The sequence below is a fragment of the Paenibacillus taichungensis genome (assembly GCF_003287275.1).
Taxonomy (GTDB): domain Bacteria; phylum Bacillota; class Bacilli; order Paenibacillales; family Paenibacillaceae; genus Paenibacillus; species Paenibacillus taichungensis_A.
Genome location: NZ_QEVW01000001.1, coordinates 371,165 through 397,122, shown reverse-complemented (window position 1 = coordinate 397,122; position 25,958 = coordinate 371,165). Strand labels below are relative to the sequence as shown.

The window sequence follows — 25,958 nt, the reverse complement described above, 5'->3', positions numbered from 1 at the left end:
CCCACACTAATGTAAGCACTTTCATTATAAGGCTGAAGACAAACTTTGTTTACCGGATAAACTATAGTTTTTTGCATTAGAATGTTTGATGCTTTGCCGATTTTTATTATTCTTCAAGCGGTAAACCAATTTCCACACGTGTACCTTCCCTAGGAGCGCTCTCGATTTGAATATGGAATCGGCTATCGTAGATCAGTTTCAGACGATAGATGACATTCTGCACACCTACACGATCACCCATTGAGTCTTCCGTTTCCACGTATGAGAGCAGCTGCTTTCTTTTGTCATCTGTCATACCTGCCCCGGAATCCTCCACCTCACAGATCAGTTCTGTACCTATTCGCCGAATACGAAGTCGAATCTCTCCACCTTCCTTCAGTGGTTCGATGCCATGAATGCTGGCATTTTCAACAAAAGGCAACAATGTCATCTTGGGAATGGAACAATTCGCAGCCTCTGGGTCCAGATCAATCGTATAATTCAGTTTGTGACCAAAACGGTATTTCTGGATTTCAAGAAAGCAGGTTACGTACTCCAATTCTTCCCGTATGCTGACTTTATCCTGATTCCAGGTTAAGGCATTTCGAAAAATTTTAGCCATATGATAAATAATTCGTGCCGTCTCATCCTCATCTTTCATAAGACTGCGCATGCGGATGGTCTCCAGCGCGTTGAACAAAAAGTGTGGATTAATTTGGCTCTGCAGTGCATTTAATTGGGCATGCCGCCGCTGCAACTCCAAATTTTTATGTTGAATGTCTGCCACGTAGACGTCGTTAATCAAACGATGGATCGTCATCGTCATGCGATTGAATTCGGCTGTCAGCTGCCCAATCTCGTCCGTCGATTCCGGCTGTCTGATCGGTTCAAATCGCTGATGCTTCACTTTTTCCATGTGTTTCAATATTCGTGCCAGCCTCACGTGGATTGTGCGTGTCATCCAGATAATGATCCAGGTAGGCAGAATCAGATTAATACAAGCCAGTACAACGACGAGGTGACTGGATTTGCCCAATTCCTTGTAAATCTCAGATTCATCGAACACCCCATTGATTTTCCATCCCTCCATTTCACCGGACAATGGATAGGCCATTTCAAACTCTTTCTTAGTTAGTTGATTCATGACATCGCTATAATTCACGAGTTGACTCGTCCATGGGATACCAGAATCCGTCGAGTAATCTATTTGTCCAGCCGGATTAATCAGATAGAGGTTACCCTGTACGTTAAGGTTGGTGAAAATCTGGCGAATCGTCGACGGCTTCAGATCCAGTCGTACGAACTTTTCCTTCCATCCGGGCAGAGCTTCATAATAATTGAGTTTGCGTAAAATGCTGAACGTCTGCCGATTCCCTTCAGGGCCGGATCTCATCAGAATGGGTGCGGAGTGTTCACTATTTGTCAGCATCCTGTATGGCTCGGACTGTCGAACCTCTTCGGTCAGAAACTCAACTCCCCCCGAAGGAAGTACACTTTCGTTATCCACATATATCGTCAATCCTTGGAGTGAGCGGTAGCCCGAGTAATAGGTATTCAGGATTTTGCGAAGATAGGAATCGTAGGCTTCGATATATTGAACCGGATTTGTGTAAATCGCATCCAGCATGTTATTTAATATGCTATCCGTATAAAAACTTGAGGAAAAATCGGCCGCATTGCGAATTTCCCCCATAAATTGACTTCGAATCTGTTCCATTCCTTTGGAAAGATCAGCCATTCGCTGGGATTTTACGTTCGCTATAGTCACCTGATAGAAAATAACATTAGTCAGGATAACCGGTACGAGTACAAAGAAGAGATATAAGATGAGCATTTTATCGCGTAAGCGGATATTATTAAAAAAGTTGAGCTTCAAAACATCATCTCCTACCCTTCATCCAGGATACGATTTCGATATTCCGTAGGAGAACATGATTCCGTTTTCTCAAATTGAGTCGCGAAATAGTCACTGCTTCCGAACCCAACCCTCTCGGCAATTTCATATACTCGCATATCCGTCTGACGCAGCAGCTTCTTGGCTTCCTCCGTCCGAAGCTGAAGCAGGAAGTCGTTGAAATACATTCCATACACCTTGCGGAAGCGCTGCCCCAAATAGACCGGATTCATGTAAAATTCGGAGGCAATACTTCTCAAACTGATATTGCTACTGTAGTTGGCTTCAATATAATGTTTGATTTTTGTCATGGCACCCCTGTGATTGTACTGACGTTGTTCCGCCAACTTCCGTGCTGAATCCACCATGAACATCGTCAACAGCTGCCTGGCCTCAGCCAATGTTCCCCGCTCCGCTTGCCATGCCAGAATTGGTTTGAACGAAGGTATCTCTTTTACATTCGCTTCAGCCGATTTCAGAATTGATAGTACAGCTGAGATCAGTTGGTGGATCGCTGACGTCACTGCAACAGGAGCGTAATTGGCCGTTCTCATACCGGTGAACCATTCGCTCACTGCATGCTCCAACGTCTGAACACGTTGCTCCTCCATAAGTGTCAGAAGTTCCTGCTCCTTTTCATGATCGGTATGCACCCACTGTACAGTCTCATGCTGTATGTCATCGTACAGGACGATCCCGCTCTTCTCTGAAATGAATTTATAGGAAACCGCCTTTAGTGCAGTCTGATAGGCATGTCCAATGAGAAAAGGTTCATAACAAACCTTCCCGATATATATACTTACAGAGCTATAGCTCATTTCGGCGAAGCAAGATTGCATTTGCCCGGCCACCGCTTGAAGATTCATGGAATAGGGGCGTAGATGTTCCGCAGTTAACAGAACTCCAACACGTTCACCGTGCTCTTTTACATGCAAATACAGGCGATTTTCATACATCTTCCCAAGAACAGACTGCACAATTCGGACAAAATTCTCCTCCTTTCCGGCTCTTGGCCCCTCCTCTTGAATCGTATCCGAAACCCAGAAATGTGATGTGTTGTTCTCAAACAGCAGATATGCCAGCGCGTCGCCAGTCCGTGTATCCGTCAATTCAGTCCACTGTTCAACCGTTTTCGAATCCGATTCGCCATAAATAAACTGATTAAGTAATCTGCCGTATTCCTGCTCAAGTCTGGTTTGTTCAGCATGTTTGCGCCGATTCAACTCCTCCGCCAGCTTGCGTAAAGTGCCTTCCAGTTCAATCTCATCAATTGGCTTCAAAATATAATCCTGTACCCCGTACCTCACGGCCTGCTGGGCGTAAGCAAAATCATTATATCCGCTCACGATGACAAAATAGGGCTGATTGACCTTGGTTAGAACCTGCCCATCACGCTCAACCGTGCGCCGAATCAATTCCAGTCCATCCGTCTCCGGCATGCGTATGTCCGTAATGACGACGTCAGGATGCAGCTGTTCAATCTGTGCCCAAGCCTCATCCCCATCATTCGCCTCTCCAGCCACTTCGAACCCGCATGCTTCCCAGCGAATCAGTTTTCGAAGTCCTTTGCGTGCGTACACTTCATCATCAACCAACAGTACCCGATGCATGCCCATCACCCGTCCCTCTGAATGATAATTGCCAGTATTCTTATATTCATCAGCAAAAAGAAAGCGATTACATTAAAATTTGTATTATTATGCCTTTTATTGTTAAGGTTAGTGGTGCAAAAAGTCAACAGCTATTCCTGCCAGATATGCACAATAACTTCTGATATCCGTTATTTCTTAAATAGAAATGGCATACCAAAAAAGCACAGCCCCTAGGCTGTGCTGGTTTGAAGACCTTTACGCTTGCGCAGGTGCAGTCGTTTGACGAATCACCAGATTGGATGGCTCTGTTATGACTGGTGGAGTATAAGCAGGATTTTCAATCATGGCGATCAGATATTCAATGGACTTGATCCCAATGGAATGAATATTTTGATTAATCGTGGTCAACCCCGGTTTGAACACTTCTGCATAATATGTGTTATCAAATCCAACTACAGATACATCCTCCGGCACCCGTAAACCATGCTTCTCAATTTCGTGGATCGCACCGAAAGCAGACATATCTGAAGCACAGACAATCCCTGTAGGCTGTTCCTTCAATGCAAGCAATCGGCGAGCTGCCTTACTGCCACCATCGAAAGAATAGTCACAGACCTCCAGGTAAACTGTTGAATACGGAATGCCGCAGACACGCAAGCCTTCCCGATATCCATCCAGTCGAAGATTCGCTACAGCAGGCCCAAGTGTACCTGAAATATAAGCAATTTTCTGGTGACCCAGTTCATGCAAATGCTTCACACTCATGGCAATGGCATTTGCATTATCCGTCGTTATGTATCCTGCCCGCTTGCCAAACAAGTCGGTATCAATGAACATCGTCGGAATCTCCGCAGTAACCAATTCCTGAAGGCTCTTGTTGTCTCTTCCTTCTCCGAATACAACAACACCATCCACATTTCGGCTGCGGCAATGCTTAATAAACGAGTATGTCGGATCATCAAAACGTGTAGATAAGCGAACAAGATCGTATCCGCTGTTTTCCAGCGCTGTTTTGATTCCTTCAAGCAGCTCCGATACAAACGGATTGGTAAAAGGAACCGTCAACAATACACCTACCGTCCAAGAACGGCGTTTAACAAGTCCACGTGCAACCACATTTGGTTGATATTTCAATAGTTCGATGGCTATATTGACTTTTTTGCGAGTTTTGTCACTTACATCGGGATAATCGTTCAGCACTTTGGAAACGGTTGCAACAGATACGCCCGCCTCTTTGGCCACATCATGGATAGAAGCCACCTGATCACCTCAACCTCTTTCAAATCCCCTGTCTCCGGCTGCATTCACTATAACATCGGCAGGTTTGTCTACCCATTATAGCTTAAAACAGCCAGAAACGGTATCACAGCTTCCGGCCGGTATTACCGACTAATCTTGATGATCCAATTTCCTTAGATCAAGTGCCAGTTTCTCCATAGTGGTAGCAAAAACCGCAAGCTCTTCTGAACGGGATGCCTGACGCCTTGCTCCCGAAGCGGTATGCTCCGACTCCTGTTGCACACTGCCCAGCTTCTTCATAATTTGGGCCAGGTTCGACTGGATTTTCCCTTGGGCCTCACGCGAACTAGCTGCAAGCTTGCGAACCTCACTGGCAACCACCTCGAATCCCCGGCCGAATTCTCCTGCATGCGCAGCTTCAATGGCGGCATTCAAGCCCACGAGATGGCTCTGATCCGAGATTTCACGAATGATCTCACCCATTTTGCCAATCTGATGAATCTCCTTGGTCAGCTCTTCCAACAGTCCATTGGCCTGATCCTGAGAGGCAGCCGTTTCCCTAGCTACATCCGAAATAGCCTGAGCATTTTCATTTAATTCACTAATCATGCCTGTCAGCTGCTGGGTAATCTGTGTGATCGCCAGCAACGTGTGCTGCTGATCTTCAGCAAGTTGATTTAATTTCTCCTTTTCCTTCTTCTCGTAAGCCTCCAGTACAAGCTGTGAATCGAGGTTGAACATTTTACTGAGGGCCTGGATGACCAGATGCCAGCGTTCAGGAATGACTTGCTGGAATATGCTTGTCGCAATATCGAGGTACACCATATAAGTGCCCAGATAATAATCTTCCGACAAACCAATGCGAGAATGAACCAGTCCGATCGCAATGCGTTGTTCAATGTATGCATCATCAACTACACCATCGGCCATGGATAACCAGTATAGCTTTTGTGTCTCCTTCAAACGGTCAATGGAAGAGAAGCGGGCAATCAGATCGACCAAATTCGGATAATTGCCCACATGATTGTAGAAGTGATCTACCACTTCGTCCACGACTTTCTCAAAAGCAGATCGATGATCAGCAAGCAATTGCAAATCTTCGGCGGTCAATCCAATATAATCAAGTTGTTGTTGTCTTGCTACAGCAATACTCATAACTAGTTCTGTCAGCTCCTTAATAACCACAAAAAATATTAAATTGTAAATATCTGTTTACCGATTATAGACTAAATGACCTAATTTTACATATACCATTAGAACTAATTTGTCATCAAATTGACCTTCTTTGTCAGTTTAGTAGTCCAAATTGTACATCTGCCAATATAAAAAGACCCCTGACCCTGCTGTGAAGGAGCCTCACAGCAGGCGTCAGGAGCCTGATTCGGAATGGTTCGTTGCAAATCAGCGATTTAACAGACTGCCCACATAACGGAGCAATTCGTTTGCGCTGGCTGCGGTATATCCATGTTCTTCAATCAACCGTTTAATTACTTCATTCATTCGTTTCAGTTGCGTCGCATCCGGTGTCTTGGTTGAAGTTGTAATCTTAACAATATCCTTCAAGTCAGCGAACAATTTCTTTTCAATCGCTTCACGCAAACGATCATGACTGCTGTATTCGAATTTCCGTTCCTTGCGGGAATAAGCCGAGATGCGGATCAATATCTCTTCCCTGAAAGCCTTTTTGGCATTCTCGGAAATACCGATCTGCTCCTCAATTGAACGCATCAAGCGCTCATCCGGGTCCATCTCCTCATCCGTCAGTGGATCACGTATTTTGGACCAGTTGCAGAATGCCTCGATATTATCGAGATAGTTTTCAAACAGTGTTCTGGCCGACTCTTCGAACGAGTAAACAAACGCTTTCTGCACTTCCTTCTTCGCGAGCTCATCATATTCTTTCCGAGCCAGAGCAATAAAGTTCAGATAACGTTCGCGTTCCTCTTTGGAGATCGAAGCATGTTGATCCAGACCATCCTTGATCGCCCGGAGAATATCCAATGCGTTAATGCACTGAAGGTTTTGCTTAATCAAAGCACTGGATATCCGGTTGATGACATAACGTGGATCAATGCCCGACATGCCTTCATCCAGATATTCATTTTGCATCTCACGCAGATCGGCTTCTTTGTACCCTTCAACTTCTTCACCATCATACATCCGCATTTTTTTGACCAGATCCATGCCTTGTTTCTTCGTTTCTTTCAAGCGGGTAAGTATGGAGAAAATGGCTGCAGTCCGCAGTGCATGCGGTGCAATATGGACATGCTTCATATCACTTTGCTGAATGAGCTTGCCGTAAATCTTCTCTTCCTCGGAGACCTTCAGGTTATAGGGAATCGGCATGACGATCATCCGGGATTGCAAGGCTTCATTCTTTTTGTTGGAGATAAATGATTTGTACTCAGATTCATTCGTATGCGCCACAATCATTTCATCCGCACTGATCAAGGCAAATCGGCCTGCTTTAAAATTTCCTTCCTGCGTCAGCGACAACAGGTTCCACAAAAACTTCTCATCACATTTCAGCATCTCCTGAAATTCCATCAATCCACGGTTGGCCTTGTTTAATTCACCGTCAAAACGATAGGCCCGCGGATCGGACTCGGAGCCGAATTCGGTAATGGTTGAGAAGTCGATACTTCCCGTCAGATCGGCAATATCTTGGGATTTAGGATCGGATGGGCTAAATGTTCCAATTCCCACCCGGTTATCCTCGGAAATAATGACCCGTTCTACTCGTACCTTACTGATATCACCGCCATATTCCGTCCGAAGACGCATCTGGCAGGATGGGCAGAGATTGCCCTCAATGCGGACACCGATCTCCTTTTCCACTTCCGGACGAAGCTCCAGCGGAATCAGATGCAGGGGCTCCTCATGCATTGGGCATCCTTCAATAGCGTATACAGCCCCCTTCTCTGTACGGGAGAATTGTTCAAGGCCACGTTTCAGCAGCGTTACCAGTGTGGACTTACCTCCACTTACCGGACCCATAAGCAGCAGAATCCGTTTACGAACATCCAGACGGCGTGCTGCGGAGTGGAAATATTCTTCCACCAGCTTTTCAATGGACCGATCCAACCCAAAGATCTCCTGTTCAAAAAACTTGTACCGTTTGTGCCCCCCAACTTCCTCCACGCCAAACGATTCAATCATCTGGTACACTCGTGCGTGAGCCGTCATTGCCGGAGTCGGATCCTCTCTCAGCAGTGCAATATAATCTTCAAATGTCCCGTTCCATGATAAACGGTCACTCTCTGCCCGATGTTCCGCAACGCGTTCAAAAATATTCATGCTTGGTACCTCCCATGGCTCCTTTAGTGTGATTGTCAACCATTCCGAATGGTATGAAGAAATCAATAGAATTACGGCTTGTGCTTGAATACCAATCTTGCGGTCCGGATTAGTCCCGCCACCCTCTGTCCAAACATCATGTATTGTTGTGAAAAGTGTATTACATACCTATGCGGCAAATCGGATAAGTTGACCTCTTTTTTTCAATCCGCGGGTCTTAATTTGAGGCTTTCCCTGTTCTATCAGACATCTTGTGCACTCAGAAAAAAAAGAACGGATATGATATAATGAAGGTTCTAAATTCAGATAACGGAACAATAGATGGCCAGAGACGAGCCACTTCAGGGAAGGAGCAGAAACGATGGCAGTAAAGTACGAAACCGAGTTATATTCGCCTGTAAAGGCTTTTTTCGAACAACGCGGCTACGACGTGAAGGCTGAAGTCAAATATTGTGACCTGGTTGGGGTCAGATCGGATCAGAATGAACCACTCATTGTGGAGATGAAAAAAACATTTAATCTGTCTCTGCTGCTGCAGGGAATGCAGCGCCTGAAGCTCAGCCCCTTCGTGTATCTGGCTGTTGAGCGGAATCGCAGCAAGCGTGGTGCTGTGAACCAGCGCTGGGGCGAATTGACCGCCCTGTGCAGACAACTTGGATTGGGGCTTATCACCGTCACGTTCTACAAAACCAAATCACCTCTGATTGATGTGCTGTGCGAACCTGCTGTCCAGGGTCATATGTCTGGTAACGGCAACGGTGTCCGTAAAGGCGGGATCCGGCGGCAACGACTGCTGAAGGAATTTGACGAGCGCAGTGGTGACTACAACACGGGAGGAAGCACACGCAGGCAGCTGGTCACCGCTTACAGAGAAAAGGCATTACGTGTGGCTTCCGCCCTTCGCGTTCATGGAGAAGCCTCCCCCGCCTTGATCAGTAAACAGACAAGTGTGGGTTCCGCTGCGGCCATTTTGCAAAAAAACTATTATGGTTGGTTTGAGCGGCTATCCCGTGGACGATATGTGCTGACGGTTAAAGGTGTGCAGGCACTGACCGAGCATGCTCACATGCTTGAGGATAATGATATGATTGAACGGAGTATAAATGAACTAGAAATGGCTTTTTCCTTAAATCAACATGATGACAGTGAGCTGGAGCATATTGCGGAAGCAGCTGAGCCCTACCTGATCCATGGAAGGGATGACTAAGGCAAGTGGCAGTGTAGCTTCCATGCAAAATGTAGATGCAGAAAAGCCCATTATCTCCGTTGGAGATAATGGGCTTTTCTGTGTTTCTATATATAGGCTATTAGAAGCTTGCTGCTACTTCGGAAGCCAATTTCAGACCTGCTGCTACGATCTCTTGGGAACGGTCAGGTGAAGCATTGTGACCTTCAACGATAACCAGTTCAGGGTTTTGGATACCCCAGAAGTTCAGTACATTTGTTACATATTTCACGGACATTTCAGCAGATGCCATTGGCTCTACGGAGTAAACTCCGCCACGTGCGTTCAACAATGCCACTTTTTTGTCGCCTACCAGACCTACAGGGCCTTCAGCAGTGTATTTGAACATTTTGCCAGCTTGGCTCAGGTAGGAAATGTAGTTCACCAGTGGTGCTGGAACAGTGAAGTTCCACAGTGGGAATGCAAATACTACTTTGTCTGCTGCCAAGAATTGATCTTGCAATTGTGCTGCCAGTGCAGCTGCTTTTTGCTCTTCTGCAGTTGCTTCGATACCATTAGCCGCTTTGTATCCACCTGTAATTACAGTGTTGCCGTAGTAAGGAATATCTGTATTGTAGAGATCCAGTTCGGTAACTGTGTCACCTGGGTGGGATTCTTTGTATGCGCTCAAAAATGCATCGTACAATTGTACGCTGACTGCTTGATCTGCAGGACGGTCGTTTGCTTTGACAAATAAAATGTTAGACATGTTTGTTCCCCCGTTAGTTAAAATATATGAGTGCTTCTCCTGAACTTGCAATGAATGCAGCTTATATAAAGAAAACAACAACTCATTAATACATATTATATATAAAAATGTTAGTGGATGCAATAACGTAATTACTTTGGGGGTAACTTATTTGCTTCCAAATCCAATGCCTGGAATTTCTGCTGTCACAGGTTCCAGGCAAGAATTTGACCAAACATTCTTTCTTTTCTATATCCGGTTTAACTCCGGGCTGTAAACTCTGTTATGGACTCACTGATCAGATTCATGCCAAGGAGCAACTCATCCCGGCCGGGATGGCTGAAGTTTAATCGGATGTACCGATGATCCTGTTCACCCGTGGAGCAGAGGGAGCCTGGTAGAAAGGATACTCCTTTTAACAGCGCTGCCTTGAGCAGGGCTCCACTGTCCAATCCATCCGGAAGCTGTACCCACAGATACATCCCCCCTTCTGGAATGCTGTACTGGCTGCCTTTCCATCCCGGACGCTTCAATAATTCGAGCATAAGCTTGAGTCTGGTCTTATACTCCCGATTCAGCATGGAGAGATGATCACTCCACTTAAAAGGAGAATGGGCAAGCAGTTGATACAACAACCGTTGATTCATGGGACTGGACTGTCCGTCTGCTATCCGTTTCACAGAAGCCATAGCCTGGATCAAGGCCGGATGTCCAGCAGCCCAGCCTGTACGCAGGGCAGGTGCTACAGTTTTGCTAAACGAACCAATGTATAGAACATGTCCACCCTGATCTGCTGTATCCAGCGCAAAGAGGGAAGGATACTTCCGGTAGAAGTCTCCAGGCTCCAATCCATCGAAATGAAGTTCGCCATAGGAATCATCCTCCACGAGCAGCACACCGTAACGTGAGCACAGATCTAGCACAGCCTCACGCCGTTCCATACTCCACAGCACGCCGGTTGGATTGGAAAAACTGGGTGCAGCAAAAAGCAGCTTCGGTCTCACCTGCTGCATGTGATGCTCCAAAAGGTCAGGCAAAATGCCATCCCCATCGCCTGTGACGGGCACAATTTTGGCACCTTGCATCTCCAAAACCTCGAGACAGCCTGGAGAAGTAGGATGCTCAACCAATACGGAATCTCCAGGCTCAAGCAGCAGACGCATCACAAGATCGATGGCCTGCTGGGTCCCTGTGGTCAATAGAATCTGCTCTGGGACTGTCCGTATGCCCTTGCGAGCATTCCAATCGTTGTCCAGCCATTCTCTCAACGGTCTGTACCCTGCTGGCTCGCCATACTGTAATGCGGAGGGTCCGGAACTAAATACAGACACCGCTGCTTCTTCCAGCAATTTGAATGGAAACAGCTCCTCCGCAGGCAGTTCTTCTGCCAGAGAAATGAAATAATCCCGACCAGACATCTCACGTATGTCCCTCAGCGGTGATGTCAAAAGCCTGTTTGTACGGGAGGCGAAGAAATATTTCATTGGTCCGTTCCCCTTTCATCCCTAATCCGAACTGTGCTCGCAGTCCGTAGCCCCTACAACCTATTCTTGTTGGACACTGAATATGACCAGACCGGACACTTGACGAGCCATCGTACATAGGGATTCATGGAGCCATGCTCGTCAGGATACGGTCTTGGTCTGCCTCGCATATAAAGCATAACGTTCAATCGCCTGTGCCCTGCTGCTTACATCCAGCTTGACGTAAATTTTACGCAGGTAATTATCAATTGAACGTCTGCTAACGTTAATCTCACTGGCTATTTTATCATAGGTTACGCCCTGAACAATTCTTTCCATAATAAAAGTTTCGGTTTCTGTTAATTCAACAATAAGTTCTTCTGCCGGAGATTCGACGGGCTGGGCCCATTCCGAACTGGCTAACCAGGATAATGGGATGGATACACATCCCTCACGCAAACCGGAAATCAGATGAATCAGCTGGCTAGGGGAAGCCTGTTTGGACAGCATGCCACTTGCACCAAGACTGATCAGATGACGAAATAATTTTACATTGTCCTCGTCCGTTAGAATAATGATGTGACTATGAGCCGACAGATTTTTCATTTGGGATATATACTGATCCGCCTGACCCTCAGGAAGCCGATAATCCATCAAAATCAGATCGGGCTGGTGAATGTTCACTAGGTCAAGGCCTTCGGACCCAGTCGAAGTCATCCCCCTTACCAACAGATCCTGCTGTTCTTCCAAAATCAATTTCGTACCCAGCATGCTGGTGGGGTGGATATCTACGATGACCACCTGCCATACTTTTTTCATTGTTGTTCCCCCTGTTATGTATTGGACAAATTCCTTTTCCACCATCAGCCAAGATGATGCCTCTATCCTTGCGACAGTCCGTGTATAGAAGAAGTAAAAGTCGGATAATGTCGAAAAATAGAAAAACACTTGATACAGCTGTAAGAACAGCTCTATTTCTACTGTATTTTGCTGTCGTCACATCAGGACTTTTGTCTTCCCGAGTGAAGAAAGATCAAAATATAGTATAAATTTCCTGCATTTCTATCTAAAAAAGTCGAAAAACTTGCCCAAAGTTCCTACTTATTGCATCTATAAGAAATTGTATCCTAGGACTTCCTTCCGATGCAATCTCTTTTTATCCTATTACTCAAAGAATTTCATTTTTGCGTAATCAATAGTGGCGTGATAGAATGAGGACTGGAAAATTTTTTGTACCTATAAATAACCAGGAGTGATGATATGAAACCTTCTGTCCAACCCTCTGACATCCATCACACCCGGAGCGCCAAAGGTAAGGCCGGATCTTCAGTCAAGCTGTTTCTGGTCATGTGGATTGTTCTCATTGCACTTGGAGTACTCGGAACCTACTATTATAGTAACCACCTCCAGCAACAGATGATTAATCAGCTTCAGACCCATAATCAACAGCAGATTGCAGCGCTCAAAGCCGACTACGAAAAGCAGCTAACAACGATATCCAAGGAAGTAGCAGACCTGCAGGGCCAGGTGCAGTCCTTTAATGAATTGCTTACTTTCACCAAGGATAATGCAAACGATAAAACCGACAACAGCAACAAATTGTATACCCAGCTGAGCGAAGTCAAAAAACAACTGGAGACACTCCAGAAAAAGATGGACCTGCTCAAATGATTACACCCATAAAAAAGGTTAATCGTTTATTTATGCTTGCACTTGCTCCTTTTGTTGGGTTGATATTATGCATGCTGCTGATTCGACCTCCGCTTGACCCCGGAGATTTCATTCATTCCGGTCTGGCTGAAGAGAATGTTACACCCCTGACCCAGGCAATGAGACAGGAGCTTGCAGGGGCAAAAGAAGCTGCTGTTCAGACTTCTTCTTCTATTAAAAGAACAACACAGTTGTACAATCAGACAACGAGTACAATGTCGACGCTTGTACAGAAGGCTACAGTTCAAGCTGCTCGCCCGGAAACGATCTATAATCAACGGATCTCATCCAAGCTGGGCGTTCCGTTTGAACGGATTGACAGTGATCGACTTACGATTGAACTCTACAGGGTCAATCCAGGCCCCTATAAGGGATATGCGATGAAAATCAAGCTAAAAGATCCCACGGCCATGAAGATGGCTCTGGATAGCGAGCCAGGCCGATCTGAGACAACCATGCAGGCGGTTAAGCGCAGCGGTGCCATTGCCGGAATTAATGCCGGCGGATTTGCCGACAGTGGCGGTAAACGATATCCGCTGAGTACAACGGTTATGGATGGCAAGTATGTGAATGGTTTTCAGGCCAGTTTTAAGGATCTTTTTTTTGTAGGTCTTGATGATGCCGGTAAGCTGGTAGGTGGTAAATTTTTCGACAAAAGTTCCCTGGATCGCCTACAACCACAATTCGGTGCCACATTTGTACCCGTGCTTTTGCAGAATGGACAAAAAACGGTCATTCCCGCAAAATGGAAAGTTTCACCCAAGCGGGCTCCACGCACCGTAATCGGCAACTATAAGGACGATCAATTGTTGATTATCGTTGTTGACGGGTATAACGAAGGGGGCAGCTCAGGAGCCACCCTGGAAGAGCTGCAAGGACGTTTGTACAAGCTTGGCGTCGTGGACGCCTATAATCTGGATGGCGGAGGATCGTCCTCACTCATCGTGAACAATCGGGTTGTGAATAACCCTTCGGATGGGAGCCTCCGACCAGTACCTACTCATTTTTTATTTTACAAATGATGGAGTGAAGCATTTCTTTTCTTCCTATAATGGTTATAATAGAAGTAAAGATTTTGCAGGAGGTGCTATGGTATGTCATTTTCACTGACATTTTGGATTATTGCAATTGTATTGGCTCTCTTCCTTACAGGCATTCTCACTTCATCCTACAACAATGACAAAACCAAGGGCCTTTAAGGGCCAAGCCTCTCCTGGTGAGAGGTTTTTTCATTTTATAATGGGTCAAATAAAGAAGCTAAACAAGAGACAAGGCTTAAAAGAATGATTCAATTCTTCTAAGCCTTGTCTCTTGCTGTACCGTCATCGTTTGACACAACATGCATGGAATGAAGAGGGGGCAACATCGTCAATAGCTAACCGCCTTTTCACTTTGGGCTTGCGCAAGATATGCTGACTGAACCTTGCTGTTTACCGACCCGCCCTCCACCAGTGTCACGTAGATGCGTTCATGATCCACAGGCTCTCCGGCAATAATTTTGATTAATTGTTCGGCTGCCAGTGCGCCCCATTTTCGTTTGGAATAATCAATAGTGACCAGTCTTGGCTGCACATATTTGCTGAGTTCAATATTATCGAATCCAATAATATCAATTTCCTGACCAATGTTTAACTCGCTATCAGCGAGCCGGTCACACATCCCAATCGCCATCTCGTCATTGAGACAAAATACCCCAACTGGTTGAGTATATTCCTGAATAATACGTTCGGCTGCCCGTTCTCCGCCACTCTTCTCAAAATCTCCTGTGATCTCAATCCATTCCACATTCGCTTCCCGCTCCGATACTTGCCTCACAGCCTTCAACCGCTGAGCCGAGTCAAATGAACCTTCCGGACCTGTCACGACATAGATCTTCGTGTGTCCCTGTTCAATCAAATGCTCCATCGCAAGGGTTGCTCCTGCCTTGTTATCCAGCAGAACCTGATTAATATTGGGGTGATCCAGTTCCCGGTCAAGAACGACAATCTTGTGCCCTCTATCTGCATATTGCATTAGTTCCTTGCTCGCAAATGTATGATCCAGAATGACAGCACCATCAATCATTCGCTCCGGAAGCATTCGATGAGATTGCTTTCCGCTGCACACAATCAGGTCGTACCCTTGCGCGTTACATACAGATTTCATACCACTAAGCAAGTCTCCATATACATCCCCGCTAAAATCCGTCAGAAATACACCCAGAATTTTGGATTCTCTCTTCTTCAATGTTCTGGCAGCAGCATTGGGAACATAGTTCAGCTCTTTGGCGATAGCCAAAATTTTGGAACGGGTCTCATCTGTCACTTTGTTGCTACCATTCAGAGCATATGACACGGTAGAGATCGAAACTCCCGCCTGTTTGGCGATATCCTTGATACTGACCACATTCTTCGCTCCCCTGTTATGTTCATCAGGCCCTTCGAAATCGAAGGACCTGACATCTAAAATATTTATACCTGATAAAATGGACTAACGTTTACACGATTAACTGTAAATCTCAATCACGTTATTTTCGCTCAGGCTCTGTTCAAGCTCCTTACGCGAAATACGCAGTCCACCAAGACGATAAGGTTGTTGCAGCCTAGTTGTATCCAGTTCCTTGCCATTCAGCACAATACGTTGTACGGCCTCTCCGCTGAGATGATAGACGAAGGTAACTTTTTTGCCGGCAAATTGGAAATCAAAATGCAAACCATCCAAGCTGACAGGTAACACAGGGTCCAGAATCAGATCTTCTTCCTCCTGACGAATACCCAGAGCGTTCGAAATGAGCTGATTCATGTAGATTCCCGGTCCACTGGAGTAGATTCTCCAGCCGCCCTTCACCTGCACATCTCCGGTGCGAAGTTTATCAAACTGTTCCTGCGCTGCGTAACGGTTATTGAATTTCCCGTCAGAGCTGCTGAAGTAGGCATTACTTTGACGCAAATCTGCGTTAGGAACAGCTTCCTGAATACCCACTGGATTGATAATACCCAGGCCATTCCAGACCTCATCCGGGTTGCCTAGCTTCGCCATGGCTTCAATATAGCGGATGTGAGCATGAACATATTGCAAGCCCACTTCACGTCCGAAGTTGGACGCCTGCTCTGCACGTTTGAAATGAGTGCTGACGCCGCCATCATACTGTGCTGGACGATTCATCAATCTGACACCATCCGGACAGTACAGCTTGTCCTTAATCAATTCATAATGAGATTGCGCTTGCTCAGGCTCCAGCAACTCGGCAATCATGCTGCGTGTCATCGGCAGCAAACGGTATTGAATACCTGTCTCACTGTCATCCGGATGCAGCATGCGCTTCGCTTGTGCCGGATCTTCCATATATACAAAGCCGGGAATCACATCGGTATCCAGCATATACTTGCTGAAGTCCCTTTTCACACCCGCTGCCATGTCATTTAACTCGGATGAGAGCTCCGGTTTCACTGGCGCAAGCGCTCTGGATAGCTGCTTCAACGTTTGATAAGTGAGCGCCACAGTCCAGCTGCTGACCATATATTGCTTCAATTGAGCATTGGCAGGCTGTAATGTATCGTCCCAGTCCCCGTCACCATATGAAGAGAGGAATGTATCATGCAGGAAATGGCTGCGGATATACTCCAGCTCTTTCTGGGCATGCTCCAGCACGCTGGCTGTCTGATCCGTAAAATCAAAACCATGTTTTACGGTATAAGGTACTTCCTCATTCAGAATCGAATAATCCTTGGTAGCAATCAGATAATCACTTAACACTTTAAGAGGCCAAACAATAATGTCACCATGGCTTTCTTCCTGTTGAACTTTGAAATAACGATCGAACATAAACCATTGCGGCCAGTTGCCGTCATCCTCATACTGATGCGAGTAAACTGTCTTCAGAATATCGCGAACCTGCTCATACTTTTGTGTAGCCATAAAGTATTCGACCGGACCCTGGCAGACATCGCGTGTTCCCCAAGCTGCACCGCCATATTGTTCCAATCCGTGAGGAACAGAGTAATGCACCAGCATATTGTGAGTGTACCACCATGCTAGAGCATTCACTTTGAACAACTCGTCTGCTCCTTGCTTCTGAGGTTGGGACAAATGGAAACCATTCATCACTTCTGCATAGAAGGCGCGATAAGCGGCCACTTCCTCTTCAAAGCTGCGTGTCGATGATGCAGCCTGTCCACCTTCCAACAGACCTTGAATGGTCAATGTCCATTCAGCGCTGCTGTCCAGCCGTAAAGTCGTGAGTGAGTCGTCGCCTGCGTTTACTCCACTAGCCAGTTCAGTCTCATCACCAACCTTCACTCCTGCTCCGCTTACCCGCATGCGGTACTCCAGATTCGGATACACTTTGGCACTAAGGGAACTGTGATCTGCCTTGAAGCTCAGTTCACCATTCTGCTCGGAAACATGAACAGGCAGTTCATATTCATTCACATTCATCGTAATCTGATTGGTAATTAGGTATCTATAAGCTTTTCCTTTTTCCGACTTCACATGAAGATGTACTTCAGGCGTATCCAGAGTTGTATAATTTGTGATGATCAGCGTATCCTCAGCTGTTTTGTAATACCAGCGAACATAGTTGAAGCCCATTTCAAACAGGGAAGGCATCGTGAGTAGGTGGAAGATTCCCTCAACCTCGACGTAGATCCGCTGACCGGATGATTTGGGTATGTTGAGTGCACTACGTGCGTTGCTCATCATTTTATTGAAGTTCGTATTTCCAACAACCACATGGGAATTGAAAATACCATACATATAGGAAGACGTAGTGATTACGTTCTGACCCAGCTTCACATTGTTGCCACTCATCAGAATGTGTCCATGCGGACGTTCCACGCGCATTTCCTTTTCCTTCAGCACAATATGCTCATAGGTATCTGTAAAGAACGCCAGCAATTCGCCATCCGCGCGCTCTTCCTGATGTCTCTTCGAAGCCGGGAAGCGGGAGTTCACTTCTTCTTCGGTCATCGATAAAGTAGGCAAGGGTTCACCGATTACCCGATGGAGAGATACTTTTGGAAATACGTTGGATACTGCCTGTACCGTGTGTGCATCCTCTTGACGCTTCGCTTCGTACTCGTCCCAAGCCTGTTTGACAACATTCTGGTATTCGAGTTCCTTCACCGCTTCAGGGTGGTTAGCCTGAAAGAGTCCATAGAACACAAAACGAGCTTCACCACTCAACACCACTTTTTCGGACTGCAGAGCTGTGTATGCAAATTCGTACTGGTACACTTCATTCGCAAGTGTTGGCTTGCTCAGACTTTCAGGGACATTCGTTTCCTTGTAACTCAAACCAAAGAACTGAAATCCATCTGTGGAATAGCCTGCTGCACGGGTTAATGAACCCTGTTGAAGATAAGGAAAAGCCCCGCCCTGCGGTTGATTCTGTCGTGAAGCTACGATATATCCCAGCTTCGCATCCTCAAATACAGCATGGTCGATGTATTGCGACAAGTAAGCCTCATTGCTACGTACCGCACCTGGATCCGCATTGCCGACATCCTGACCATAGACCACGTCGACCTCTTCTCCATTACCGTTTACGGTTACATCCCAGAACCATACACCTGGTGCTGTTGGAGCAAATACAACCTGATAGCCTACGCCCTCAGCGGTACCTGTCCATACCATACGACTGCCGTCGGTGCTCACCTGGCTGTCGGAGTGAATGCCAAGCATTGGCACAAAACGAATACCAGAATCACTATGAAAACGCAAGTACAGATTGTTCATTGAGCCGTCCACTGGACTAGCCATCCACTGATTAATCATCGTTGTTCCACTTACAGCCTTGAACAAATCACCGCTTTCCCAGAACGTAAAGCACAGATCGCCGGATTGCACGTTGATTTGAGATTTATTCATGGTCTTCATATATCTATTCATATCCTCCTATCCTGCCTTGTTCCCCGCTGCTGAACAGAAGAGAACAAGGCAGTGCAGATTTGCTGCTTTTATATGATGAGTTCAATCCATTCATCGATATGAGGTGTATCCCTTTACACCAGCTTGAACGTGCTTTCCAATGTATCGCGGCTATTCGGCCCTACGAAGATGTGGAACGTTCCTTTATCACTGCGATGACTCAAATCGGAATGATGATAACGAAGCTGTTCTTCGTTTAATGTAAATGTAGCCGTACCACTTTCACCCGGTGCGAGTGACAGCTTAACATAACCTTTCAGCTCACGCATTGGACGCACAACTTCACCAGTGACATCACGTACATACAACTGAACCGTCTCCACGCCAGCACGCTCGCCAGCATTGGTTACACGCACTTGGACCGTCAGAGGTTGATCAGCTGTCATTTCATTGCTTGATACTTCCAGGTCACCATACTCAAACGAGGTGTATGACAAGCCGTAGCCAAACGGAAGCAGCGGATCATTCGGACTATCAATATATTTGGAAACATAACGCTCTTCCGTCTTTTGCGGATTGAGTGGACGTCCTGTATTAAAATGATTGTAATATACCGGTATCTGACCTACAGATTGAGGGAAGGACATCGTTAGACGCGCAGATGGATTCACCACACCTGTCAATACATCAGCAATAGCCGCTCCACCCTCACTGCCCGGGAACCACGCTTCAAGCACAGCATCGGATTCTTCAAATACACCATGTAAGTCCAGAGGGCGACCGTTGAAAATAACGCTGGCGATTGGTTTACCCGCTGCTTTGAGCTGTTTGACCAATTCCAGTTGAGCTGCCGGCAAACGAATATCTGTACGCGATCCACCTTCACCACTCATTTCGGAATCTTCACCAAGTGCAAGCACGATCAGATCAGCTTTGCTTGCTACTTCAAGCGCTTCAGCAATCTGTTCAGCGGTGATTGTGTGAACGTTGCTACCTTGAGCCACATGAACTTTCCCGGCAGTAAGACGTTCCTGCAAAGCAGTTCCGAGTTTAACGGCATCTTCTTTAACACCTTCACAGGACCACCATCCGAGAATGTCTTCACTTTGAGCAAAAGGTCCAATTAACGCTACATTGGAATCTGGCTTCAGCGGAAGAACGTCATTATCGTTTTTCAACAATACAGCCGATTTGGTTGCAAGCTCATACGATACCTGACGATGCTCTTTCGAGAACACAATCTCACGCTCACGCTCCGGATCAGCTGCACGCAGAGGATTGTCGAACAATCCCAGCTTTTCTTTCAGTTGCAAAATACGCAAAACGGCTTCATCAATGAGCTCCTCTTCCACTTCACCACTCTCAATCAGCTCAGGCAAATGATTCACATAACAAGGGGTCATCATCTCCATGTCTACTCCTGCGCGAATAGCACGATATGCCGCTTCACGATCATCTTCCGCAGCGCCGTGCGCAATCATTTCGCGAATGGAAGCCCAATCCGAGATCAACACACCATCAAAGCCCCACTCGTCACGCAAAATGCCACGCATTAACTTCTCATTGCCACTTGCCGGAATACCGTCAACCGTATTGAACGAAGTCATGACCATCTCCACGCCCGCATCCAACGCTGCTTTGTACGCTGGCAAATAGTACTCACGCAGATTACGTTCGGACATGTCCACCGTATTATAATCCCGACCACCCTCAGCCGCTCCATACGCCGCAAAGTGTTTGACACAGGCTGCAAGACGATCTGGCTCATCCTTCAAGCTATTGCCCTGATATCCACGAACAAACGCAGCCGCGAACAAGCTGTTCAGATAAGGATCTTCTCCTGTCGTTTCCATCACACGCCCCCAGCGCGGGTCACGAACCAGATCCACCATAGGTGCAAAAGTTACATGCAGACCAGACACAGCTGATTCACGTGCTGCAATTTCAGCACTTTTTTCGGCCAGTTCTGTGTCCCATGAACAACCGATTGCCAGTGGAATCGGGAAAATGGTTTTGAATCCATGAACGACGTCAGCCATGAACAAGAGCGGAATGCCCAGACGGCTTTTTTTCATATAAGCTTGCTGTACATCAATGATGGCTTGCGCACCGGACAGCCCCAGAATGGACCCACTGGCATCCACAGACTGCTCCGTAATTCCCATCTCTTCCATCGGCCCTGTGATCTGACCTTCGACATTCGTTCCTTCATAAAAGTTGGCAGTCAGCTGAAGAAGCTGAGCTGTTTTTTCCTTCAACGTCATCTGTTTTACCAGGTCTAGCAACTGCTCGTTATTCATCCATGTACCCTCCACTACAAGTTGTTGAAATAAAGAACCCGGCTGCGTTCGGGGAGAGACCGCGCACCGGGTTCAAAATTAATGACTGAACGATTACTAGAATTTCTCGTTTAGCTCATCCAGATAAGGTTGAACCAGGGACATTTTGCTGTTTACCCATTCTTTCCAGTTCGCCTCTAGATCTCCACTTTTGAGGATCAAGTTGGCATATTCGTTCTGGTAGTCGAATGAAGCCTGACTCTTCGCTTTGGAATCGTACAGGTTGACATCCCAATCGTATGTTGCAAGCGAGTTGCCTTCTGTACCGAGTTTTGCTTTTTCTTGGAACAATTTCACGGCTCTGTCACGGTAATCCTTTTTGATTGCAGGGTTTACAACACTGAAGTCGTCACCGAGCAGGTACAGACCTTCGAAACGTGCTGGATATTTATCTTCCAATACCGTTCCTTCTGGCAACAAGCTAACGAGTTCGTTGTTTTCATCATATTTCCAATCCGTTCCTTCAAAGCCCATGTTGATGAGCAACTGTCCTTCTTTTGTTGCGGAGTAATCGATCAGATCCATGATCCGTTCGAATTTCTCGTCACTGATGTCCGGATTGAAGATCAATGCCGACCAGAAGTTGGCTTGCTCCATGTTACGGTATTTCCCGTCATCGCCCACTACGATCGCTGTGTGTACCAGTTCATCACTATCTACACCCAGATTTTTTCTCATATCGGAATCCAGACCTTGTCTGTACGAAGCCAGTCCGCCCAGACTTGTTACTGCAGCTGTACCAGTTACTTTGAAGTTGTTTTGACCTTCATTGTTTTTCCATGTGTAGAACTCAGGATTGAGCAATCCATCTTTATAGGCTTTTTGCATCAATTTAAGTCCTGTCAGCGTTTCAGGATCTGCTGGTCCCCAGTGGAACTTGCCATCTTCACCTTTGTAGAACGGCGTGTCGGTCATGGCATGTACACTGTTAGGCATAATCATGTTTGTCATAGCGTCAGCAGCATTGTAGGACAGAGGTACAAGTTTGTTACCCACTTTGCCTGGATCTTTTTCTTTCACAAGCGCAGCATATTCATTCAATTCGGTTGTTGTATAAGCATCTTTCAGTTCAAAACCAACCGCTTCAGCCCAGTCTTTACGAAGCGCAATGACACCAATTTGGTTCGTCAGCGGGTCAGCCGGTTTGTTTTCGAAATAGATTGGTCTAGGCAGGACATATGTTCCACCCGTCAATTCTTCCAACTTGTCTCCAAGACCTGTCAAGTTGTAAGCTGCTGCTACGTTAGGCCAGCGTTCTTTCCAGTCATCCGGGAATTTGTAGAACAAACCTTGTTCAATGCTGTTAATGGCATCACCATGTACGTAGTTCCATACCGCTACATCCGGCAGGTCGCCAGAGTTGATCCACAGACGAAGCTTCTCGCCCCATGAATCCCAATCGATATAGTTGTAGTCCCATGTTACATTGAATTTGTCTGTCCAGAACTTGTGGAAGTCATTATCCAGGTTCCCGTTTTTGATTTCTGTCAGGTTAGCTACAGAGATGGTCAGGTTATCTTTGTAATTTCCCTCTGCATCTTTTTCGTTACCACCTGAAGCTCCTTGGCTGGAACAAGCGGTCACCATCAGCATAACTACACTAAGCGTGATGGCAAAGAGAGCTCTTACTGACAACTTTTTGTTCGTTTTCATGTTTTACCCCCATGTTTTTTAGTAGAATTTATTGCAAAATCCTATACGTATAATCAGGTCTTGATTGCCCCTGTTAATACCCCTTTGGCAAAGTGTTTTTGCAGCATTGGGAAGAAACACATAATTGGTACCATGGTGACAAATACGGCTGCCATCTTCATGCCCATGGAGAAGTTGCTTGCCTGGGCAGCATCCACACTGGATGCATTGGATGCATTCGTCGTAGATGTCACGATAATGTTTCGGAGTACATTCTGGAGCGGTAACTGATCCGCTTTTCGAAGGAATATCATCGCATCGTACCAACTGTTCCAGTAAGCCACCCCGTAGAACAACGTGATTGTAGCCATAATGGGTGTAGCCAGCGGAAGAACAACAGAGAACAGAATTCTCCACTCTCCTGCTCCATCCAGTCTCGCCGATTCCATCAGCGATTCAGGCAAGGTGTAGAAGTAGTTCATCATCAGAATCATGTTAAACGCGCTGAAACTTCCCGCCAGGATAACGGACCACAACGTACCTGTAAGATGAAGGGATTTCATGATCAGGTACAGCGGTACGATACCACCATTGAAGATCATGGTGAACAGTACCAAGAAAAAGATAATTTTCTTAAACGGGAATTTGTTGCGGCTAAGGCCATATGCCATGCTTGTTGTCAGGAACAAGCTGAGTGGCAAGCCGATGACCAGCAATATAATTGTATTTTTGTACCCCGACAGAATCGTTCCGTCAGCGAACAACGCCTTGTAGGAATCCAATGTCCATTCTTTAGGGAACATCAAAAATGGATTGTCAGCATATTCTTTTTGTGTTGCAAAGGAGATCATGATCACATTCCAGAACGGAATCAGGATCATCAGGGCAAGCACAAGTAATACGGCGAAAATAATATAATCGAGAAGTGTCATTTTTTCTGTACCAATTCTCGGTTTTTTGTTAGCTTTCTTGCTCATCTCATTTTCCCTCCTCTCTTATCGGAACAAACCGTCTCCGCCAAGCCACTTGGCAAATCTGTCAGCAAGAAGCAGCAAGGCCATATTCACCAGGGAACGGAACAAGCTGACCGCTGTCGAGAATGAGAAATCGGTTGATGACTGGAACGTAATCCGATAGATGTATACATCGAGTACTTCCGATACATTTTTAGTTGCGGCATTTGCCAAGTTGAAGATCTGGTCGAAACCGGAAGACATCAATCCACCAACCGACAGGATGAACATGACGGTGATTGTAGGAAGAATGTTTGGCAATGTGATGCGGAACATCTGCTGCATACGGGATGCTCCGTCAATCTGTGCTGATTCATACTGATCCTGATCGATACCGGAAATGGCAGCCAGGAAGATAATTGCACCCCATCCGCTTGATTTCCAAATATCCGTCAACAGCAGCATCGGTACAAAGTTGGACTCGGAACCCAGGAAGTTAATGGTTGGCAACCCAAGCAAACCAAGTGCGCTGTTTACCAGTCCGTCATAAGCCAGAACGTTAATGACTACCCCGGATACGATGATCCATGAAAGGAAGTGAGGGAACGTAAGAACCGTCTGGAACCACTTTTTCCCTCTGCGCATCCGCAACTCATTCAGCAACAAGGCCAGAATGATTGGGAACGGGAACTGAATAATCAGTTTTAGAATATTGATGTACAGCGTCCGCCATACCGCGTCAATAAAGGTTGGATCCCGGAAAACGTATTTGAAATTTTCAAATCCGCTCCATGGGCTTCCCCAGATCCCCAGGTTTGCCTTGTAGTCTTTAAACGCAAGAGACAGGCCACCCATTGGCATGTAGGCAAACAGAATCAGCCAGACGAGTCCTGGAATAAGCAGGGTGTACGTCATTCTGTGCTTCCAGATTTCACTCCAGAGCGAATTGCCTTTCAAGTTTCCCTTCAGCTTTTTGCTAGGTCCTTCGGCTGCAGGTTTCAAATTGCATCTCCTCACTCTACTTTGGTCTTGTCGTTATACAGAAAATCAAACATTGTTCTCAGGTGTTGCTCCCAGAATCTCCATTCATGGGTACCCGGTGTTTCCACATACTGAAACTTAAAATCCGTTTCCTGCATGTATTCCGCGAATTTGCGATTCATATCCACAAACGGATCAATATCACCACAACAACTCAGAATATCGGGTAAATCTGCACCCTGCTTCAACAGCTTGGCAGACAGTGCGTACAGGTCCTGATCAGGTTTTACCTGTAACCGTTCTCCAAAAACCGCTTTCATTTCCTTGATCATGCCTGATGGCATCTCCGGATCTTGAAGCCGGGTTTGAATATCAGTTACACCTGATAAGGACACCACCTTGCGGTACCTGTCGGGATATGTTAGTGCACATTTCAATGCACCGTACCCACCCATGGATAGACCAGCGACGAAAGTCTTTGCCGGGTCTGTATTGAGATTGAGCTGACGCCTGCAGAATTCAGGCAGCTCCTGAGTGATGTAATGGAAGTAATTCAGGCCGTATTCCATATCGGTGTAATAGCTTCGGTTCGCTTCCGGCATAATGATGGTACAGCCATATTGTTGCGCGTACATTTCAATTGTAGTCAATCGTTGCCATGTACTTGCATTATCGCCTGCCCCATGCAGCAAATATAGCGTACCGCCTGAAGTGTCTCCGGAGTCACTGGACACTACATGTATGCTTGTATTCATGCATAATGTAGGCGATCCGGTTTCGATCGTTATATGCGCCATATGTAACCCCTTTCATCGTCGGCTGCTGTCTGTATACTTCTGTTTCTCTGCCCTTTTGTTGCAACTTCCAGTGATTCCCCCGTATTTCGCTTGGTTATCGAAACGATTTTCTCGAATCGTTTCAAAACATAGCCAACGTTGATTTACTTGGACTTGATTACAACACATTTTACGTGGAAGCGATTTCTTCGAATCGTTTCGAATAAATCATAATCCCGAAGTACAAACCCTGTCAATAACCTTTTTACAAATTTCGCGCTTTTTTCTTAAAAAACTGATTTTTCGTAATAAAATTTGCGTCAAAAGGCACTTTTAATATAAA

At 46.1% G+C, this 25,958-nt stretch carries 18 protein-coding genes; 3 read left to right on the top strand and 15 right to left on the bottom strand.

The genetic code is table 11. The features are described from left to right. Positions 1 to 106: 106 nt before the first annotated feature. From DC345_RS02015 to DC345_RS01995, 5 genes are all read right to left on the bottom strand, one after another. Positions 107 to 1,855 carry a sensor histidine kinase gene (locus DC345_RS02015; RefSeq protein ID WP_309304307.1) on the bottom strand — a complete coding sequence of 583 codons (1,749 nt, stop codon included), beginning with the start codon at positions 1,853 to 1,855 and terminating at the stop codon, positions 107 to 109. Between the two features lie 11 nt (positions 1,856 to 1,866). Then, entirely contained in the window at positions 1,867 to 3,489 is a 1,623-nt protein-coding gene (locus tag DC345_RS02010; protein WP_113051664.1) for a response regulator, read from the bottom strand. A 231-nt stretch (positions 3,490 to 3,720) separates the two neighbouring features. Beyond that, positions 3,721 to 4,725: a LacI family DNA-binding transcriptional regulator gene (locus DC345_RS02005; protein ID WP_113051663.1), complete on the bottom strand. Its 1,005-nt coding sequence runs from the start codon at positions 4,723 to 4,725 to the stop codon at positions 3,721 to 3,723. A gap of 129 nt (positions 4,726 to 4,854) precedes the next feature. Further along, positions 4,855 to 5,859 (bottom strand): globin-coupled sensor protein, encoded by a 1,005-nt coding sequence (locus DC345_RS02000; protein ID WP_113051662.1) that lies wholly within the window; start codon positions 5,857 to 5,859, stop codon positions 4,855 to 4,857. Between the two features lie 246 nt (positions 5,860 to 6,105). Continuing rightward, on the bottom strand, positions 6,106 to 8,001 hold the full coding sequence (locus DC345_RS01995) for a PrkA family serine protein kinase (RefSeq protein WP_090895267.1): 1,896 nt from the start codon (positions 7,999 to 8,001) through the stop codon (positions 6,106 to 6,108). Positions 8,002 to 8,362: 361 nt separating this feature from the next. Here DC345_RS01995 and DC345_RS01990 point away from each other — a divergent pair, with 361 nt between their 5' ends. Beyond that, entirely contained in the window at positions 8,363 to 9,208 is an 846-nt protein-coding gene (locus DC345_RS01990; protein WP_113051661.1) for a DUF2161 domain-containing phosphodiesterase, read from the top strand. A gap of 100 nt (positions 9,209 to 9,308) precedes the next feature. Here DC345_RS01990 and DC345_RS01985 read toward each other — a convergent pair whose 3' ends face one another. The 3 genes from DC345_RS01985 to DC345_RS01975 all read right to left on the bottom strand — a co-directional run bounded on the left by DC345_RS01985 (position 9,309) and on the right by DC345_RS01975 (position 12,196). Continuing rightward, positions 9,309 to 9,935 carry an FMN-dependent NADH-azoreductase gene (locus DC345_RS01985; RefSeq protein WP_063564259.1) on the bottom strand — a complete coding sequence of 209 codons (627 nt, stop codon included), beginning with the start codon at positions 9,933 to 9,935 and terminating at the stop codon, positions 9,309 to 9,311. Positions 9,936 to 10,174: 239 nt separating this feature from the next. Next, entirely contained in the window at positions 10,175 to 11,398 is a 1,224-nt protein-coding gene (locus DC345_RS01980) for an aminotransferase-like domain-containing protein (protein WP_113051660.1), read from the bottom strand. Between the two features lie 141 nt (positions 11,399 to 11,539). Beyond that, a complete protein-coding gene (locus DC345_RS01975) occupies positions 11,540 to 12,196 on the bottom strand; it encodes a response regulator transcription factor (RefSeq protein ID WP_063564257.1) in 657 nt (218 codons plus the stop codon). A 441-nt stretch (positions 12,197 to 12,637) separates the two neighbouring features. Here DC345_RS01975 and DC345_RS01970 point away from each other — a divergent pair, with 441 nt between their 5' ends. Further along, positions 12,638 to 13,048 carry a hypothetical protein gene (locus DC345_RS01970; protein ID WP_063564256.1) on the top strand — a complete coding sequence of 137 codons (411 nt, stop codon included), beginning with the start codon at positions 12,638 to 12,640 and terminating at the stop codon, positions 13,046 to 13,048. Further along, positions 13,045 to 14,109, top strand: a complete 1,065-nt coding sequence (locus DC345_RS01965; protein WP_113051659.1) for a phosphodiester glycosidase family protein — start codon at positions 13,045 to 13,047, stop codon at positions 14,107 to 14,109. The genes DC345_RS01970 and DC345_RS01965 overlap by 4 nt, the downstream gene beginning before the upstream one ends. 346 nt (positions 14,110 to 14,455) lie before the next feature. On the opposite strand, the gene DC345_RS01960 is transcribed toward DC345_RS01965, so the two are convergent. The 7 genes from DC345_RS01960 to DC345_RS01930 form a co-directional block, all read right to left on the bottom strand. After that, positions 14,456 to 15,472: a LacI family DNA-binding transcriptional regulator gene (locus tag DC345_RS01960; protein WP_113051658.1), complete on the bottom strand. Its 1,017-nt coding sequence runs from the start codon at positions 15,470 to 15,472 to the stop codon at positions 14,456 to 14,458. A 99-nt stretch (positions 15,473 to 15,571) separates the two neighbouring features. Next, positions 15,572 to 18,943, bottom strand: a complete 3,372-nt coding sequence (locus DC345_RS01955) for a GH36-type glycosyl hydrolase domain-containing protein (protein ID WP_113051657.1) — start codon at positions 18,941 to 18,943, stop codon at positions 15,572 to 15,574. A 125-nt stretch (positions 18,944 to 19,068) separates the two neighbouring features. Beyond that, positions 19,069 to 21,234 (bottom strand): beta-glucosidase BglX, encoded by a 2,166-nt coding sequence (gene bglX / locus DC345_RS01950; RefSeq protein ID WP_113051656.1) that lies wholly within the window; start codon positions 21,232 to 21,234, stop codon positions 19,069 to 19,071. A gap of 96 nt (positions 21,235 to 21,330) precedes the next feature. Further along, positions 21,331 to 22,926, bottom strand: a complete 1,596-nt coding sequence (locus tag DC345_RS01945) for a type 2 periplasmic-binding domain-containing protein (protein ID WP_113051655.1) — start codon at positions 22,924 to 22,926, stop codon at positions 21,331 to 21,333. 53 nt (positions 22,927 to 22,979) lie between these two features. Further along, positions 22,980 to 23,882, bottom strand: a complete 903-nt coding sequence (locus DC345_RS01940) for a carbohydrate ABC transporter permease (protein ID WP_113051654.1) — start codon at positions 23,880 to 23,882, stop codon at positions 22,980 to 22,982. A gap of 18 nt (positions 23,883 to 23,900) precedes the next feature. After that, on the bottom strand, positions 23,901 to 24,860 hold the full coding sequence (locus DC345_RS01935) for an ABC transporter permease (RefSeq protein WP_113051653.1): 960 nt from the start codon (positions 24,858 to 24,860) through the stop codon (positions 23,901 to 23,903). A gap of 11 nt (positions 24,861 to 24,871) precedes the next feature. Beyond that, positions 24,872 to 25,636, bottom strand: coding sequence for an alpha/beta hydrolase (locus DC345_RS01930; RefSeq protein WP_113051652.1), 765 nt, complete (start codon positions 25,634 to 25,636; stop codon positions 24,872 to 24,874). Between the last annotated feature and the right edge of the window lie 322 nt (positions 25,637 to 25,958).